The organism is Sphingobacterium psychroaquaticum (genome assembly GCF_004421025.1).
Taxonomy (GTDB): Bacteria; Bacteroidota; Bacteroidia; order Sphingobacteriales; family Sphingobacteriaceae; genus Sphingobacterium; species Sphingobacterium psychroaquaticum.
Genome location: NZ_CP038029.1, coordinates 3,075,725 through 3,090,941, shown reverse-complemented (window position 1 = coordinate 3,090,941; position 15,217 = coordinate 3,075,725). Strand labels below are relative to the sequence as shown.

Here is a 15,217-nt window from a genome sequence, read left to right as displayed (position 1 = left end):
TAGAGACGCAGAATTTAGCTATGCTAAGCCCTTTGGGATTTGTGTCTAAATAAGTACAAAACAGAAAAGCAGACCTTCGGGTCTGCTTTTTTTTGTGTCATCACGGAAGGTGATCCAGCTGGGCCTTTCTAATTATTTTCTAATTTTTTTCTGTTTGTTCTCTAACAGCGTTTGCGGGTGAACCTACCCATTTTTGCAGGGTCAATCCAAACAACGTAAAGAAAACAGAAATGCAAATCACATGGTTACGCGGCAAGAAAACGAAAGGAATAAACGGTAAGCTAATCGCAGGCGTGTTATTCGTCTTTTTTATCGTCCTTTTTTCCGCTTGCCGGGAAGGCTCTTCGGCGGATGATGGTCATCACACCGACTACACATTACAGGGAGATACCGTGTTATTATCCCCCAGCTCCACACTGCAACATCAATTTGTCCATGATACGGTCAGTGATCAGTTGTTTCAATTGGAACTAACGACGGCTGGTATCGTACGCGCTATTCCCAATAATTATGCAGAGATAGCCCCTCCATTTGCAGGAAGGGTATTGAAGTCCTATGTCCGCCTCGGGCAAAAGGTGAACCCGGGAGCGCCGATTTTTGAGATGAGTTCGCCGGCATTTTTTACGGCGCAGAAAGAGTATTTCGATGCGAAGCAGGCATTTCGGCAAGGAGAATTAAACCTCAAACGGCAGAAGGATCTGCTACGTAATGGGGTGGGCATAGCGCGTGAACTGGAAGAAGCTGAAACAACGTTTGAAACACAGAAGACCGCGCTCTCCAATGCGGGTGCCGCCTTACAGATATTTAATGTTGATTTAGCGCAGGTAAAACTCGGACAGGCATTGGTCGTGACCGCACCTATACGGGGAGAAGTGGTAACCAACAATATTGTTATCGGTCAATATCTCCGTGAAGAGGCCGAGCCCTTGGCTGTGGTGGCGGAGTTATCCAAGGTATGGATTGTAGGTCAGGTAAAAGAGAAAGATGTTCCTTTTATCAATGAATTGGATGCCGTAAATGTGAAAATGGCAGCCTTCCCTGATCGCCTCATGCGCGGGAAGATTAAGCATATCAATAAGATTGTAAATGAAGAGACGCGCAGTGTCGAAGTGCTGGTGGAATGTGATAATCACCAACAGGATCTTCGCCCCGGTATGTATGTAACGGTTTTGTTTAAGGATGCGCCCGAAACAACCATTCTTGTTCCGACAGAAGCCCTGTTTCAGGAAGAAAAGGGACAGTTCGTATTTATGAAGTTGGATGCCCGGAGGTATGAAAAAAGAAGGGTGGAAACGCGCGGCACGGTGAATGGGAAGGCTATTGTTTCGACCGGACTAAAGGTTGGTGAGGTGATTGTATCAAGTGGTGGCTCATTAATGTTGTTGCGATGAATAAATTAATACATATCGGTATCGAAAAGCGTTGGGTTATGGTGGCGCTGTTTGTGTTAATCGCCTTCTTCGGGTACTATTCCTGGAAGCAGCTTGCCATTGAAGCGTACCCTGATATTGCGGACGTTACTTCGCAGGTGGTGACGCAGGTTCCGGGGTTGGCAGCAGAAGAAGTGGAGCAGCAGATCACTATTCCGGTAGAGCGTGCGTTGAATGGGCTTCCGGGAATGCATGTGATGCGGAGTAAGAGTACGTTCGGCCTGTCGATGATTACGATTGTTTTTGAGGATGGAGTGGAAGATTATTGGGCACGGATGCGGATTCAGGAACGGCTGAATGAGGTGGAGCTGCCTTATGATGTGCTCCCTGGATTAGATCCGCTGACTTCACCGACCGGGGAAATCTATCGGTATATCCTTGAAAGCGATGGAAGACAAGATCTACGGGAGCTGACTGATTTACAGAATTTCACGATTATCCCACGTATCAAGCAAGTCTCTGGTGTGGCTGATGTGACCAACTTTGGAGGGATAACCACGCAGTTCCAGTTGGAAGTAGACCCTTGGAAATTAGAGCAGTACAATTTGGCTTTAGCCGAGGTGGTAGAAACCATTGAAAGCAACAATATAAATGCGGGCGGGAGCGTGTTACCGCGCGGCGAACTGGGCTACGTGATCCGGGGAATTGGTTTGGTAAAAAACCTGGATGACCTCGGGAAGATTGTGGTAAAGTCTGTGGACGGTGTACCGATCTTCTTAGAAGATATTGGTGCACTCAAATATGGGCAGCTGGAGCGCAAGGGTGTTCTCGGCTATACGGATAGACAACGCGATTATGCCGAGAGTATAGAGGGAATTGTGCTCTTGTTGAAAGGTGAAAATCCATCCGAAGTTTTGGAGGGTATACATACTGCTGTGGAAGAACTCAATACGGGGGGATTGCCTAGCGGCGTGCATATCCATACTTTTCTAGATCGCACCGATTTGGTGGATACCACCTTGCATACGGTGTCGTATACGTTGTTGGAAGGGATGGCTTTGGTGATTGTGGTGCTCATCGTGTTTTTAGGAAGTTGGCGGGGTGCCTTATTGGTTGCCATAACAATTCCTTTGTCCTTGCTCACCGCCTTTATCTTGATGTACTTTACCGATATTCCCGCCAATCTCTTGTCATTAGGCGCGATAGATTTTGGAATTATTGTAGATGGAGCGATTGTGATGATGGAGACGATCTTGAAGAAGAGGGAGGATAATCCACTAGAAGAGTTGCAGGAAAAAACCATTGCGCAACGTGCCGCTGAAGTTGCCAAACCTGTGTTTTTTGCATCCATTATTATCATTACAGCATACTTACCGCTGTTTGCTTTCGAACGCGTGGAGAAGAAGCTATTTACACCGATGGCTTTTACGGTCGGCTATGCCCTTTTGGGAGCCCTTTTGGTCGCGCTATTTGTGATCCCGGGGTTGGCCTATGTGATATACCGTAAACCGCAGAAAGTATACCATAATCGTTGGTTGGAGAAACTGACGGTTGTGTATCACCGGCGTATACAGCAGATTATGCGGAAGCCGATGCAGGTGATTCTGCCGTTGATCCTGATCTTAGGTGCCTCAACGATACTGACGCTTCGCGTCGGTAAGGATTTTCTACCGCCTTTGGACGAGGGGTCGATCTGGTTACAGGTGCAGCTCCCGCCCGGTATATCGGTTGAAAAATCGAAAGCCATGAGCGATACCTTACGCGCGAGAACGATGCGGTATGAGGAGGTGACTTATATTATGGTACAGGCCGGGCGTAATGACGATGGTACGGACCCTTGGACAGCTTCGCATTTTGAAGTATCTATTGGTATCAAGCCCTATAAAGAGTGGCCGAAGGGAAAAACCAAGTATGACCTTATTGATGAGCTTGCGAAAGAATATGAAGGTATGGCGGGCTTTACAGTGGGTTTCTCTCAGCCGATGATCGATGGGGTGATGGATAAGATCGCGGGAGCGCATAGTGAGCTGGTCATTAAAGTATATGGCGATGATTTTAAAGAAACACGCCGTATTGCGGAAGCCGTCAAAGCGACAGTAAAAGAAGTGCCTGGTGCAGTGGATCTCGCTATTGATCAGGAACCGCCTCTGCCGCAGCTTCAGATTCATGCCGATCGGGATAAGATTGCACAATATGGGTTGAACGTGGCGGATGTTGCGGAGCTGATTGAGGTGGCTATCGGTGGGAAAGCGGTATCGCAATTGTTTATCGGACACAAAGTGTATGATATTATTTGTCGGTATTCGGAGGAAAGCCGAAATACACCGGAGAAGATTGCTAATTTGATGCTTACTTCCCAAACGGGGGCCAAAATTCCACTCTCCCAGGTTGCGGAAGTACGGCTGAGTACAGGAGAGAGTACAATTACTCGGGAGATGAATCAGCGGCATTTAACGGTGAAGTTAAATGTACGTAACCGCGATCTACAATCGTTGTTGGCCGAAGCGCAGGAGGCGATCGAACGGCAGGTAGCATACGATCATGACCTATACCATATCAAGTGGGGCGGACAGTTTGAGAATCAACACCGCGCTTATGCACGACTCTCTGTTATTGTTCCACTTGCACTGGCGATTATGTTTGTGTTGTTGTACAGCGCATTCGGTTCTTTTCGGCAGGCAGGACTGCTGATGAGTATTGTGCCTCTGGCTCTTTTTGGTGGAATGTTGGCGCTTCATATTCGAGGGATGTCCCTGAGCGTTTCGTCTGCTGTTGGTTTTATTGCCTTGTTTGGTGTCGCCATCCAAAATGGCGTCATTATGATCGCGCATATCAATGAGCTCCGAAAGAAGGGATACGAATTGTTGCCTGCGGTTATTGACGGAGCAAAGCATCGCTTTCGACCGGTACTGATGACGGCAACCGTGGCTGTATTAGGGCTTTTTCCGGCTTCGTTGGCGACAGGAATCGGATCGGATGTGCAACGTCCATTGGCGACTGTGATTGTATATGGACTCTTGTTCTCTACGATTATTACACTCTTTGCTCTGCCGGCTTTGTATTTCTTGATCGAAAAGAGATGGGGTAAGGGGAACGTGAAAACCGAAGAATCTTAAAGCTTTGTTATGATGAAAAATAGGATTAAATTATACGTTGTCTTTGTTTTTTATGTCTGGGTTCTCCCGGTGAAAGGACAGACGATCTCGCCCGATACCCTGACGCCCGTGCTGGATTACCGTACTTTTTTGAAGGAGGTGGCAGCACGAAATATGGCGTATGCTGCGGAACAATATAATATCCAGTTGGCGGAAGCGAATTTGTTGAGTGCTGGCATCTTTCCGGATCCGGAAGTGGAAGTTGGTTTGTTTGATAATGCACAGCGGCGTATGAAAATGGGCTATGGTGTTTCTTCGGGAATAAGTTGGACGATGGAGCTGGGCGGAAAGAGAAGGGCGCGTGTGGATGTGGCGCAGAATGAAGTGGAGCTAACGAAGTTGATGGTCGAGGATTTCTTTCGTCATCTGCGCGCGGATGCCACCTTGGCGTATCTGCGAGCTATTCACAGTGGCTTGGTGTTGCATGTGCAAGAGGATTCGTACCAGCAATTGTTGCGCTTGGCTCAGGCGGATAGCGTGCGGTTGCGGCTGGGGTCGATTACACAGGTTGATGCCCGACAGTCGAAGCTGGAAGCGCGTACGATGCGCAATGAGGTGTTTGCAGCGGAGGCTGACCAACAGGCGACGTACGCTCATCTGTTGTTGTTGCTCGGTAGAGAAGAGCAGGAGAGTCTGCCTTTGCTGGAAGGTGACTTGCAGGTCGGGGCGCGTACATTTATGTTGCCAACGCTGGTGTTGGAAGCGCAGGATAACCGAGCGGATTTAAAAGCGGCTTTAGGCAGTAAGCATATATCGCATAAGATGCTGCAGTTGGCGAAGGCTAATCGGGTGATTGATCTGGGGGTATCGGTGGGTATGGAATATAATGCAGAAGCCCGAAACGAGATGGCGCCTTCTCCGTCGTTCACGGCTGTACAGGCTGGTGTAAGTATACCGCTGAAATTCTCTAATAGAAGACCGGGGGAGCTGCGTGCTGCGCAGTATGGTATTTTACAGGCGGAAAAAAATTATGAGCTCGTCGAACTGACCATAAAAACGGAGGTGCGACAGGCTTTTTATACCTACCAGGCTGCGGCGAAACAAGTGGAACAGTTTAATGCAGGTTTGCTGGAAGATGCAAAAGCAATCTTGGATGGTAAGGTTTATAGCTATCAACGTGGTGAAACTTCTTTATTGGAGGTTTTGGATGCACAACGTACTTATAATGGTGTGCAGCAAAGCTTTTATCAGGCACTCTATGATTATGCGGCGGCATTGGTGGAGCTGGAGCGCGCAACGGGAATTTGGGATATTGACTTGTAGATGGTAGTTTTTAGTGGGTTGTTTGTAGATAATAGTTTTTAGGGATGAGTTTGTAGAGACATAAACCCTGAAGGGCTCAGCGTAGCTAAATCTTGTGCCCTTTTTGTTTGTGGTTTGTAGATAATAGTTTTTAGGGATGAGTTTGTAGAGACATAAACCCTGAAGGGCTCAAGCGTAGCTAGATCTTGTGCCCTTTTTGTTTGTGGCTATCACCGTCGCTAGTTCGAGCTTTTAGCTCGGACTTCTATTGATATTATGGGGACACGAGCCGAAGGCTCGCGCCAGCATGGGAATTTGGGGTATTAGTTTGTAGAGGGGAGTTTATGGTTTGTAGATTCCATCTCGTAATCTCGTTCGGAATGACGGAAAGAGTGGGCGCCTCGAAACGTTTTCGTGACAAATGATGAAAAGACAAAATGAAGTCTTGAAAAATAATAATTTATGATAGCTTTGTTGGTACATGAGCAGACAGCTAATCATACACATGAATCCTGGAAGGCGCTTTATCTTATTGATAGCAGCGGTTTTCTGTTTGCTGCTGTCTTCTTGTCCGATTAAATCGGTTCTGAAAAGTATGGCGGGGATGCCCCCGAATACAGAGCGTACGGCAAATAGAACAAATATCCGTGTGGAGGCTCCGCCTATTTGTTCGGTCAGCGTAAGTTCAGAAATCGGTACCGGACAGCAGATCGGCATGCATCAGGCAAATTTTATGCCTGCGGCTGTGTTGACAGTCCTTTTTCTTCTTGTATTCGCCTTTGTGGTGCCGCGTGCAGACAAGGAACATCCCGGATACAGCAACCTTAAAATTGGAGGCTTTTTACCTATCTTCCTCCAAACACGAAAACTTATTCTTTAGGAATTTTCCAACCTACATTTCGTAGATACCCGTAACAGAATCTTGTTAGGGGCTGATTTCATTTTTTTTATGTTAGGGGCGCTCGCATTGATTTAGTCACATGACACGGTATTGCTGATCATCGGAGCCGGTCCCTACGTCCTAATTTTTTTATCCAATAAACATGAAAAAATATAGCATGGCCTTCGCTTTTTTTTGCGGATCCATAGGCTCTTGTACGTATGTATATGGGCAAGAACATCATACCTTAAAAAGTCAAAAGACTTTAAATAACCTGTGGGCTGAGGTGGAACAGCGATATCCGGGCATTGCCGCTTATCAGTATGGTATCGAGGCAGCGGTCCTGCAAGAACAAGTTGTAAAAAGCAATGCATTGCCTGAGGTGAAAGTACAACTCCAAAATACATACGGAACGTATGCGGGTTCGGCCGGTGCAGTTTTTCCGCAACCAGGATTCTTTAATGTTAGCGGTGCTGGTATGCCGGTAACGGGTTCCGCTTTATCTGTTAATACATTTGGTTCAACGACAGTTGATTGGGAGGTTTTTTCTTTTGGACGGTTGCAAGCGGAAAATAGATCGGCGAAGGTCGATACAGAAAAGAAGAGGAGTGACAAGGAGGGGTACCTCATTCAGTTAAAGAAGATCCTCGCAGAACGGTATATCGCGGTCCTGTATGGTGAGCTTAAGTTACAATGGAACGGTAAAAATGTAGCTCGTTTAGCGGCCATTCGTGAAATAACACGTGGGTTATCGGCAGCGGGTTTACGTCCTGCGGCAGATAGTCTGCTAGCACTTTCTTCCTATAATCAAGCACGGGGTGATCAGGCGCAATGGCGCGGTGCTAGAGCCGCCGAAGAAGTTCGTTTATCGGAGCTGGTAGATAGTCGATCCATTGATTACGAAGCTGCGTTGCATAAATTTTTTATAACAGATGAAGTCGAGGGTACACCGGGCAATATTCCAGCGCCGGGACAGCACCCAACACTGGTCGGGCTGGAGCTGGAAGCAATGCGGTATGCGCTGGAGGCTGACGTGCAGCAACGAAATGCATATCCCTCGATACGATTACTGGGGGGCTATGCGTATCGTGGTTCCAGCATAAATCCACAAGGAGTGGTTTCATCCCATTGGATAGATGGCTTTTCCAACAAAACGAATAATTTCCTGACCGGCGTAGGAGTCACCTGGAACCTGACTGGTGGATACCGGGGGAAACTGAAACGTAAAAGTCTACTGCAAGAAAGCGAACGTGTAGAGAAACTCCACCAACAGTATACACAGGTGTTAGCCGCCGATTTGCGGGCCGTTGAGGTGCGTCGGATACAGCAGCAGGAACAGTTGCTACAGCTCACACAGGGTGAAAAGCAAGCGCTGGCAGCATATGATATGTATTTGGCACGCTACCGTACGGGATTGATTAGCTTAAGTGAGCTTTTACAGATACGTCTATTATTGGAACAGGCGGAGAATAACCGACTCGAAGCAACCTATGCGTACTGGCGGTTGCTGACCGATCAGGCCGCTTTAACAACTGATTTTACCTACATATTCAATAATCTATAAGTTAACCGATATGAGTTTAATAAAATTTGCCCTTCGAAAGCCGATCGCTGTTATAGTGATTGTGCTGACTATCGGGTTCTTTTCTATAAATACAATCAAAAAGATCAATGTTGATATTTTTCCCGAAGTAGAATTACCTGCGATGTATATCGCGATGCCTTATGGGGGACTGTCGCCAGCGTACATGGATGGTTTTATGGCGAATGAGTTTCAAAAGGTGCTCTTGTTTGTCGGTGGGGTTAAGAACATCGACTTCAAGAGTATTCAAGGACTTACGTTGATGAAATTAACCTTTTATCCGGGAACCAATATGGCACAAGCGGCGGGCGAGGTCTCGACCTCAGTTTCGCGTGCTATGGGCTTTTTGCCACCAGGTGCGGTCCCCCCGATGGTGGTGCGTTTTGATGGGAGCTCATTGCCCGTTGGTCAGTTGGTATTTGAGAGTGACCAGCGGTCTATTAACGAGATCCAAACATTGGTTTTAACAAAGGTACGCCCCATGTTTGTGGAGATTCCTGGGATTACGGCACCGGCTCCTTTCGGTGGAAATGTGCGTTCGATTGTGGTGCAGGCTGATCCCGAAGCGATGCAGGCCAATGGGGTAAGCCCAGAGGATATCACGATTGCAATGAGCAAAAATAGTTTGCCTTCGCCGGCAGGGAATATCCGTATTGGAGAACAAAATCTGATGGCTCCCATCAATTCCATAGCAAAGAACCCCGAGGAATTTTTAAATACCCCAGTGAAAGTAGGGGACAATCGTACGATTTATGTGCGCGATGTTGCTCGCGTGGAAGATGGTGCGGATCAGACCGTAGGGTATGCCTTGGTAAACGGGAAACGATCGGTCTATTTACCTATTATTAAAAAAGCGGATGCGTCAACCTTGGAAGTGGTTAAAAACCTAAAAGCATCCTTACACCTAATCAAGAATCAATTGCCGGAAGATGTACATATTACCTATGAATTTGATCAATCCAAATATATTGAACGGTCTCTTTCTAATTTGATTCACGAGGGTATATTGGGAGCCGTTTTTACCGGATTGATGATTTTACTCTTTCTAGGGGATACCCGGGGCGCACTTATTGTGGTCTTGACGATCCCGATTGCTATTCTATCTGCCGTAACGGTTTTATATCTCTTTGGGCAGACCATCAACATTATGACGCTGAGCGGGCTGGCGCTATCGATTGGTATTCTGGTGGATGAAGCTACGGTTACAATCGAGAATATTCACCAGCATCTGGAATTGGGGAAAAGTAAGCAACGTGCAATTGCCGATGCGTTGATCGAAATATCAATTCCAAAACTACTCATCCTGTTGTGTATCCTGGCGGTGTTAACCCCAGCTTTTATTATGACAGGTATTCCACGAGATATGTTTATGCCGTTATCTATGGCTGTTGCTTTTGCGATGATCGCTTCGTTTTTGGCCTCACAGACCTTTGTTCCCATTCTCGCAAATTGGTTGATGAAAGGAAAGCATACACCCCAGGAAGGCTCTCCGCGGAAGCGTGCCTTTTTTGCGAAGTTCCGGGTGCATTATTCGTATGGTATGCGAAATTGGTCGACACGATCGCTTTTACTTTTTATGTGTTACATCGCGGTGGCTGGTATCCTTGGTTTTGTGCTATTGCGACAGGTGGGAACAGATGTGATGCCCTTATCCAACAGCGGTGATTTTCAATTGCGCGTGCAAGCCGAACCAGGTAGCCGACTAGAAAAGACAGAAGGTATTGTGAAAGGTATTACAGCGGATATAGCATCCTTATTACCCGAAAAAGGAGTGTCTATCAGTTCGGCTTTTGTGGGGATGCATTCCGCAAGTTCACCGATTAACCCCATTTTCTTGTTTTCAAGTGCTTCGCACGAGGCGGTATTACAGGTGTCTGTGGATCAGCGCATATACACCGGCGATATGCAAGCACTAAAGGAAGAGATTCGACAGAAATTGCACGACAAATGGCCTCTTGTGAAATTTAACTTTGAACCGATGGAGTTGACCGAGAAGATTATGGGACAGGGAGCGATGACACCAATCGAAGTGAAGGTCGCTGCTCCACAGGTAAAGGGGGCTTTTTCCTTTGCGTCTAAAATTGAAGCAAATCTGAAAGAAGTGCCATACCTCCGGGATGTCCGTATTGCGGAGGCTACAGCGTATCCGACCTTGGAGATTGAAGTGAACCGGGATCTGGCGGGGCAGTTTGGCTTGACTATGCAAGACATCACAAAAAGTTTGGTGGCGGCCACTTCTTCGACACGGTTTACCGATAAAAATCTGTGGGTTGATCCGAAGTCGGGCTTGGTGTTCCAAGTTCAGGTTCAGGTACCTGAAGCGATGATGTCAACCGAACAGAAATTAAGAGCGATGCCCCTTAAAAAGGGAAGTCTGCGCCCGGTCCTGGAAGATGTGGCTACGGTGCGCCGGACGATGACCCCAGCACAGGTGAATAGAAAAGGGCCGAGTCGGTATGTGACTATTTTGGGGAATCTACACGGACAGGATTTGGGGACGGCATCCCAAGCGGTGAATCAGGCTATAAAGGACGCGGGAGCCCCCCCGCGCGGCATTACGGTATGGACAGAGGGGACCCTGCAATTGCTGAACGACACATTGGGCAGTTTACTGGCGGGTTTAGGGGTCGCTATTTTAGCGATTCTCTTGATGCTAACAGCCTACTATCAATCGGTTAAGGTGCCACTCGTCATTCTTTCCGTATTGCCAGCGGTCATTACAGGTGCGTTGATTATTCTTTACATGACGGGAAGTACACTGAATTTACAATCCTATATGGGGATTGTGATGTCTATCGGTGTATCCGTTTCCAATGCGGTGCTCTTGGTGAATCAGGCAGAGCATTATCGACGGAAGTTGTTGTTGAAACCTGTAAATGCTGCTCGACTGGCTGCTTCGTCACGTTTGCGTCCAATCCTTATGACAGCAGGCGCAATGCTTGCGGGCATGCTACCCATGGCTATTGGTATGGGAGACGGGGCAGAACAAGTGGCTCCCTTGGGCAGAGCTGTAATTGGTGGATTGATCGCATCGACACTTGTCATCTTACTGCTTGTCCCACATTTCTATGCAGCATTTTTACGCCATGCGAAGGTGGCAAGCCCATCAATGGATCCGGATGATGCAGATAATCCTTATTTCACCACTCAAACACATTAAAAGAACATAAAAGATGAATATTATATTTTGTAAAATTAAAACTGTTGGGCGCGCTTTGTTTGTATATATTGCTGTTGTCCTGTTGTTTGCGGGTTGTCAGGGGAGAGCTCAAAAAGAAAGTGCAACCGTAGATCGACCGCAAAAGAAAATGGACCCGCCAAAAACGACTGTTGTTCAGTTTATGCAGCCGGAGTATACGCTGTCTGTTCCCGCAGAACTTGTTCCTTACGAACAAGTGGCTATCCACGCCAAGGTGAGTGGCTTTGTTAAGCAGCTGTACGTAGACCGAGGAAGTCGGGTACGAAAAGGGCAGTTGTTGGCGGTACTCGAAGCTCCGGAGATGGACCAGCGGTCACGTTCTGATCGTTCTGCGCAACAGAAGATGCAAAGTGATTATCACTATTTAAAACAAGCATATACGCGATTATTAGATGCTGCAAAAACAGAGGGAGCCGTGGCTGCATTGGAACTGGATCAAGCGAAAAGTAGAATGGAAAGTGCCGCCGCAGCCTATGAGGCTTCAAAGGCCGAAGCAGGAGGGACAGCACAGTTGCAGGGATACTTGCGCATTACTGCGCCTTTTGATGGTGTCATTGTACAAAAGGATGTGTCTGTTGGCGCTTTGGTTGGCGCGGGAGGATCACAGCCTTTGTTTCTGATGGCAGAGCGTAATCGTCTGCGGTTAAAGGTCGCTCTTCCGGAACGACATGCGGCATCGGTTCGTCCAGGGATGCGGGCGACATTTACGGTGATGTCGCAACCTGGGAAAGAGTTTTCGGCGGTGCTCGCACGCACTTCAGGCGTGCTTAACCAAACGGATCGCTCCTTGGCCTTAGAGTTTGATGTCGCTAATGGTGCTGCCGAATTACAAGGAGGTGATTATGCCCAGGTAAATCTACAGCTTCAGCGTAAGTCACCAACTTTTTGGGTGCCAACAAAAAGTGTTTTAACAACGCAAGCAGGTATATTTGTTTTGACAATGACAAATGCTGAAATCAAACGCGTTGCGGTGCAGGAGGGGATTCGGTTGGATAGTTTGATGGAGGTTTTTGGAGATTTGAAGGAGAAGGATGTCGTGGTTGTAAAACCAACAGAAGAGATGTAAAGCTGCGAAGATTGTCGCATCTATCCCTTCGTGGTGATATGGATAATTATGAAAATATAAAATATAAAAAATGAAAACTACTTTAAAAAATATCAAAGGAATTTATGGCGTCATGCTATTATGTAGTGTGGTATTTCTGATACGTTGCGGAAATCCAATGTCTGAACAAACACAACAAGCTGTTCCGGAGGATTCTACGGCACAATTTGCGTCCGAAAATCAAGTTGCCGAAACCCCTGATGTTACATTCCGCGATGAAAATGGAAAAATTGTTCGTTTAAAAGACCTGCGTGGAAAAGTTGTTTTTATCAATTTTTGGGCTACATGGTGTGGTCCATGTGTAGCAGAGATGCCTTCCATTGATCAATTAAAAGCTACGTTCAAAGGAAGTGAGGACATCGTTTTTATGCTGGTTGATGTCGATGGCGACTTAAAGCGTTCAAAGTCTTTTATGGCAAAGAACAAATACAATTTGCCAGTTTTTACGGCGGAGAGTGCGATTCCTTCCGACTATTTGGGGGGAGCAATCCCCACTACGGTTGTGCTGGATAAGAAAGGTGAGTTGGTGGTTCGTGCTGAAGGGGGACGAGATTATATGTCTCCGGGGATTAAAAAGGCACTTACCGATTTAGTGCGTATGCCTAATTAGGAAGTGACGTTATGTGTTTTGCATATCAAAGAAAATTTAGGTAAATTTGCAGCATACCCCTTCATACAGCCTTTCTCCCTTCAAGGGGATTCTCTGCACGTAAAGGATATAGATATCTGAATTTTTAACAATTATTTTCAATGAATGGCTAGAAACCAAATTACTTCCAACAAAAAAGATAGAGCGAAAAAGCAACAACAAAAAAAACAGCAAAAACTGGAGAAGAAAGAATTTAACAAAGCGAACAATGATAAGGGTAAAGCCTTAGAAGAGATGTTTGCCTATGTGGATGAGTTTGGGAACCTAACGGATACCCCTCCAGAGAAAAAATATGAGTTTAAAGAAGAACACCTAACAAGACCGGAGGTAGAAGAGGACGAGTACCGTCATGGGAAAGTATCATACTACAACCACGAAGGTCATTATGGTTTTATTCGTGATAACGAGAATAAGCAAACGGCTTACTTCAACGATAAATTAATCGGGATGGTATTAAGACTGGATCAGAAGGTAAAGTACAAAACGATCCGTGGTAAGCAAGGAGAGCAGGTTTCGGAAGTAATTATTGAAAATTAATATTGTTTTTTTTGTAAATAAAGGACTGCCTTAATAAAGCAGTCCTTTTTTGTTTTTAAACAACTTTTACTTTAACAGCGTTAAGTCCTTTTTTACCGTTCTCAACCTCGAAAGTTACGTTGTCGTTCTCGTAGATCTCATCGATCAAACCTGTTGTGTGAACAAAGATATCTGCACCACCATTGCTAGGTGTAATGAATCCGAAACCTTTAGTTGTGTTGAAAAATTTTACTTTTCCTTCTTGCATTTTGATTTTTGTTTAAATAAATAATATACTGTTATCCAGTTTCTTTGTCAACTACCCTTTCTTCGAAGATAGTTTATATTTTTCAGTTTTTAATGTTTGGCCAATCAGTTTCTGGATATTGACCAAGTTATTTCGTTCCTCGCTGCTACAGAAGGAAATGGCAATTCCCGATTTCCCGGACCGACCTGTTCTTCCGATACGGTGTACATAGGTCTCAGACACATCAGGTAACTCATAGTTTACCACATGCGGTAGCTCATCAATATCTATGCCACGAGCAGCAATATCTGTCGCGACGAGGATACGTATTTCACCTTTTTTGAAATCGCTCAATGCTTTTTGGCGTGCCCCTTGCGATTTATTACCGTGAATCGCCATGGCGGTGATATTGGCGCGCTTCAGGTGCTTAACTAATCGGTCCGCACCGTGTTTTGTCCGCGTAAATACCAACGACTGTTGAATATTTTGCTCTTTGATGATAGAGATTAAAAGGGATGTTTTGTCCGTTTTCTCTACCATATAAACAGATTGCTCAATAATAGCGGCAGTAGAAGAAACAGGGTTAACATTGATCTCCTTTGGGTTCTTTAAGATAGAATTCGCGAACTTACGAATGTTCGGTGGCATCGTTGCGGAGAAAAACAAGGTCTGTCTATCTGCAGGGATTTTCGCCAATACTTTCTTGATGTCGTGAATGAAGCCCATATCCAACATGTTATCAGCCTCATCCAGGATCAGGGTATCAATGCCGGATAAATCCAATAACTTTTGGTTGGATAGATCTAAGAGGCGCCCTGGCGTTGCAATAATTACATCGGCACCATTTTTTAATTGCTCTACTTGTTTATGTTGAGACACACCACCGTAGATTACGACTTGCTTTACAGCGAGCTTTTTACCGTATAGACTAAAGTTTTCGTATACCTGTAAAGCAAGCTCACGTGTTGGTGTGAGAACCAATACTTTTGGTTTTTTTGGAGTTCTGTTCTTTTTAGAAAGAAGTTCCAGTGTCGGTATCGCAAAAGCCGCTGTTTTTCCGGTTCCTGTTTGTGCACAGCCAATAATATCGCTGCCGCTTAAAATAATCGGAATAGCTTCGCGCTGTATAGGGGTAGGGCTGGTGTAACCAACCGCTTGAATAGCCTCTTGAATAGGCGTTGAAATATTAAAATCTTGAAAAGTCATGAAAATAGTATGGAGGGGGCAAAAGCAATCATGCGCAGATAAAACCTCGGAAAGACGTTTTGTGCC

Annotated in this window: 11 protein-coding genes; 9 read left to right on the top strand and 2 right to left on the bottom strand. The window is 46.0% G+C overall.

Annotated features, from left to right (window positions below):
* Positions 1-230: 230 nt before the first annotated feature.
* The 9 genes from E2P86_RS12940 (at position 231) to E2P86_RS12900 (ending at position 13,719) form a co-directional block, all read left to right on the top strand.
* Positions 231-1,391 carry an efflux RND transporter periplasmic adaptor subunit gene (locus E2P86_RS12940; protein WP_134433446.1) on the top strand — a complete coding sequence of 387 codons (1,161 nt, stop codon included), beginning with the start codon at positions 231-233 and terminating at the stop codon, positions 1,389-1,391.
* Complete coding sequence (locus tag E2P86_RS12935) at positions 1,388-4,486, top strand: efflux RND transporter permease subunit (protein ID WP_134433445.1); 3,099 nt, start codon at positions 1,388-1,390, stop codon at positions 4,484-4,486. Before E2P86_RS12940 ends, E2P86_RS12935 begins: the two co-directional genes overlap by 4 nt.
* A 9-nt stretch (positions 4,487-4,495) precedes the next feature.
* Positions 4,496-5,788 carry a TolC family protein gene (locus tag E2P86_RS12930; protein ID WP_134433444.1) on the top strand — a complete coding sequence of 431 codons (1,293 nt, stop codon included), beginning with the start codon at positions 4,496-4,498 and terminating at the stop codon, positions 5,786-5,788.
* Between the two features lie 460 nt (positions 5,789-6,248).
* Positions 6,249-6,647 carry a hypothetical protein gene (locus tag E2P86_RS12925; protein ID WP_134433443.1) on the top strand — a complete coding sequence of 133 codons (399 nt, stop codon included), beginning with the start codon at positions 6,249-6,251 and terminating at the stop codon, positions 6,645-6,647.
* A gap of 163 nt (positions 6,648-6,810) precedes the next feature.
* Positions 6,811-8,211 (top strand): TolC family protein, encoded by a 1,401-nt coding sequence (locus E2P86_RS12920; protein WP_134433442.1) that lies wholly within the window; start codon positions 6,811-6,813, stop codon positions 8,209-8,211.
* A 10-nt stretch (positions 8,212-8,221) separates the two neighbouring features.
* Positions 8,222-11,389 (top strand): efflux RND transporter permease subunit, encoded by a 3,168-nt coding sequence (locus tag E2P86_RS12915; RefSeq protein WP_134433441.1) that lies wholly within the window; start codon positions 8,222-8,224, stop codon positions 11,387-11,389.
* Between the two features lie 13 nt (positions 11,390-11,402).
* A complete protein-coding gene (locus E2P86_RS12910) occupies positions 11,403-12,494 on the top strand; it encodes an efflux RND transporter periplasmic adaptor subunit (protein ID WP_134433440.1) in 1,092 nt (363 codons plus the stop codon).
* Positions 12,495-12,564: 70 nt separating this feature from the next.
* Positions 12,565-13,143 (top strand): TlpA family protein disulfide reductase, encoded by a 579-nt coding sequence (locus tag E2P86_RS12905; RefSeq protein WP_134433439.1) that lies wholly within the window; start codon positions 12,565-12,567, stop codon positions 13,141-13,143.
* A gap of 144 nt (positions 13,144-13,287) precedes the next feature.
* Positions 13,288-13,719 carry a cold-shock protein gene (locus E2P86_RS12900; protein ID WP_234991041.1) on the top strand — a complete coding sequence of 144 codons (432 nt, stop codon included), beginning with the start codon at positions 13,288-13,290 and terminating at the stop codon, positions 13,717-13,719.
* Between the two features lie 55 nt (positions 13,720-13,774).
* Here E2P86_RS12900 and E2P86_RS12895 read toward each other — a convergent pair whose 3' ends face one another.
* Positions 13,775-13,966, bottom strand: a complete 192-nt coding sequence (locus E2P86_RS12895; protein WP_085471254.1) for a cold-shock protein — start codon at positions 13,964-13,966, stop codon at positions 13,775-13,777.
* Between the two features lie 51 nt (positions 13,967-14,017).
* Positions 14,018-15,151: a DEAD/DEAH box helicase gene (locus E2P86_RS12890; RefSeq protein WP_134433438.1), complete on the bottom strand. Its 1,134-nt coding sequence runs from the start codon at positions 15,149-15,151 to the stop codon at positions 14,018-14,020.
* Positions 15,152-15,217: the final 66 nt, after the last annotated feature.

Excerpts from the sequence above, each read along its gene's own strand:
- E2P86_RS12940 (WP_134433446.1), top strand. The coding sequence starts at position 231 with ATGCAAATCACATGGTTACGCGGCAAGAAAACGAAAGGAATAAACGGT.
- E2P86_RS12935 (WP_134433445.1), top strand. The coding sequence starts at position 1,388 with ATGAATAAATTAATACATATCGGTATCGAAAAGCGTTGGGTTATGGTG.
- E2P86_RS12930 (WP_134433444.1), top strand. The coding sequence starts at position 4,496 with ATGATGAAAAATAGGATTAAATTATACGTTGTCTTTGTTTTTTATGTC.
- E2P86_RS12925 (WP_134433443.1), top strand. The coding sequence starts at position 6,249 with ATGAGCAGACAGCTAATCATACACATGAATCCTGGAAGGCGCTTTATC.
- E2P86_RS12920 (WP_134433442.1), top strand. The coding sequence starts at position 6,811 with ATGAAAAAATATAGCATGGCCTTCGCTTTTTTTTGCGGATCCATAGGC.
- E2P86_RS12915 (WP_134433441.1), top strand. The coding sequence starts at position 8,222 with ATGAGTTTAATAAAATTTGCCCTTCGAAAGCCGATCGCTGTTATAGTG.
- E2P86_RS12910 (WP_134433440.1), top strand. The coding sequence starts at position 11,403 with ATGAATATTATATTTTGTAAAATTAAAACTGTTGGGCGCGCTTTGTTT.
- E2P86_RS12905 (WP_134433439.1), top strand. The coding sequence starts at position 12,565 with ATGAAAACTACTTTAAAAAATATCAAAGGAATTTATGGCGTCATGCTA.
- E2P86_RS12900 (WP_234991041.1), top strand. The coding sequence starts at position 13,288 with ATGGCTAGAAACCAAATTACTTCCAACAAAAAAGATAGAGCGAAAAAG.
- E2P86_RS12895 (WP_085471254.1), bottom strand. The coding sequence starts at position 13,966 with ATGCAAGAAGGAAAAGTAAAATTTTTCAACACAACTAAAGGTTTCGGA.
- E2P86_RS12890 (WP_134433438.1), bottom strand. The coding sequence starts at position 15,151 with ATGACTTTTCAAGATTTTAATATTTCAACGCCTATTCAAGAGGCTATT.